This window comes from Borrelia persica No12, assembly GCF_000500045.1.
GTDB classification, from domain to species: Bacteria; Spirochaetota; Spirochaetia; order Borreliales; family Borreliaceae; genus Borrelia; species Borrelia persica.
Map to the genome: position 1 here is coordinate 1 of NZ_AYOT01000169.1, position 2,263 is coordinate 2,263.

General features: G+C 31.1%; 2 protein-coding genes and 1 pseudogene. 1 reads left to right on the forward strand and 2 read right to left on the reverse strand.

Annotated features, from left to right (window positions below; genetic code table 11):
• Positions 1-935: 935 nt before the first annotated feature.
• A pseudogene (locus tag U881_RS0105880) lies at positions 936-1,106 on the reverse strand (variable large family protein); the annotation flags it as partial.
• Between the two features lie 174 nt (positions 1,107-1,280).
• On the opposite strand from U881_RS0105880, the gene U881_RS0105885 reads away from it, so the two are divergent.
• Entirely contained in the window at positions 1,281-1,490 is a 210-nt protein-coding gene (locus U881_RS0105885; RefSeq protein WP_024652918.1) for a hypothetical protein, read from the forward strand.
• Between the two features lie 168 nt (positions 1,491-1,658).
• Here U881_RS0105885 and U881_RS0105890 read toward each other — a convergent pair.
• On the reverse strand, positions 1,659-2,263 hold a 605-nt coding region (locus tag U881_RS0105890), incomplete at its 5' end, for a variable large family protein (RefSeq protein ID WP_024653637.1).

The following is a 2,263-nucleotide window of genomic DNA, read 5'->3' on the forward strand; positions in this document are numbered from 1 at the left end:
AATATATATCACTTTATCTAAAATACAAAATTTTTTCATTAAAATTATTTCTTTTTTTACATCTTTACTCTAAAAGTATTTATTTATTACCCATTTTCTCTTAAAAAAAAATACATGATACATTTTCGCACTAATCATAACTATTTTGTTTTTATCTTAATACTGATCGATCATAATTTTACTGTCACTCTATACCAATCACTAAAATTATAAAAAATATAGATTAATATCAATTAGTATAATACTCTAGGATTAATATTGATTGAATATTTTTTCTTTATGGTATATTATATTGATAAATATGCTGCTTAATATAAATTTCAGTATTGTTGACTGTTTCCATTAATTCATAAGATTAGATTAATCATGAAAATATCAAGCACCCCTAAAACCTTTAAGAATATAAACAACTACCGTAAAATTGAAACTTAAATAAAAGTAAACCTAAATTCTTTTTTTAAATACAAATTAATAACAATAACACACATAAATACAATCCATACTTACAGATTGTATTAGTAAATTACTATCTATAGTACAAATATTATATCTATAAACATAATTTAACGAGAAAACATCTTCTCTGTATCTCTCACAAAGAATAAGAGAAGCGTTTCCTCTCATAACTTTTTTTAGTATTGATTTTTTATTGATAATTATTTACTGCTGTCCACTACAATGACATCGCCAAAAGAAATCAAAACACTGTTATTTATTCTTTTAGTCATTGTGAGCAGATAATTACCTTATCTTCATAACATAAACAAAATATAAAAAAGGAAAACAACTCCTTAATAGAAAGAGAAGTTTTTCCTTAAATCACTTAAATCAAAAAGAAAACACCTTCCCTATTTACCTAACTAAACCAGAGAAGTGTTTCCTTAAAATTACTTCTTATCTCACTGATTTACTAATTTTTATCTATAATATTTTTATTATTGCCCACTAGCGGCAGCTTCTACTGCCTGCTCTTCTCGCTTAATTGTCACAAGTGTTTCATTTATCTTCTTTAAACCACTATCAACAACAGTATTTCTTATTGCTATTGCTATTATTAATGTCTTATTCATTGCACCAGCAACCACACCATTCACTGCATACTCATTACCGACAGTAAGTTGATCAGTCTCAGTCTTAGCATTTTTAATCTTATCTATCATTGTTCATGGATCTACTTTAGATACCTAAGCAGCTAGTTTATCAACAGTGCCAGCAATAATAGCAATAATCATTAAAGGAGTAAGTGGGGGGTTGATAAATTAATTGGCTATTTAACTCAATTGGCTGCTGTCACTGATGATAGTTATGATATTGGTGATACTGCTAGTGCTGCTACTACAGTAGCTTTTGATAAGATTGGAGTCGACTCTATAATTTCAGAATTTAAACATTATAGAAATGCAAAAAAATCTGGAATAGAAATCAAGCTTGGAAATCCTCGAAATGTGGTGGCTAATGCAAATAGACCTAAGATGAAGTACAAAAAATAGATCCATGGACAATTAGCGATTCGCCTGCTACCGATACATATTTCACTTAACATCATAAGAGAGCCCCTTAACGCTCTCTTATCTTATTTATTTACACAAGTATCATGACCCAACACTAAATATATCTACTTAATCTACCTATTCATTTCCTAATTATGAAATTCATCATTATTTTTTAGATTCTGATGTGTTACTATCAGAACTTACAGGAGTATCATTTGTATCAACTTTCATCGCGTCTTTAACAGTTTTAAGTCCCATGTCAATTGTTTTCCTTACTGCTACAGTTAACGTATCTAATGCTTTAGTAACTGCACTCACTGCTGCTCCTTTAACCACAGGAGCATACTCAGCAGCCTCAGCACTAGGCCCAGCAAACTTACCGCCTTTAGACATAGCTCTTAATGCCATTCCTCCTGCTATAACTGCATCTTTCTTACCATTACCAGAATTACCATTGGCCTCATTGTGTTTAGCCAGAGTAAAAGTATCATCAGACTTAATAATAGCTTGTAAGATATCAGCACCGGTTATGGCTCCAACTGCCTTTGCAGCATCAGCAGCTGATTTCTTTGCAACATCAGCGGCTCCAGCATTATTATTAGCAAATAGCATACCCGCAGCATTATTATCACGATCACTAAGATCAGTAGCCTTTTTAGCATCCCCAGCAGCAGCATTCCCTTCTTTAAGTACCACTGCTACTATAACTTTAATTCCTTTTAATAAACTCTCAACATCACCAACAGTACCACCATTATTTTGAGCAGCAA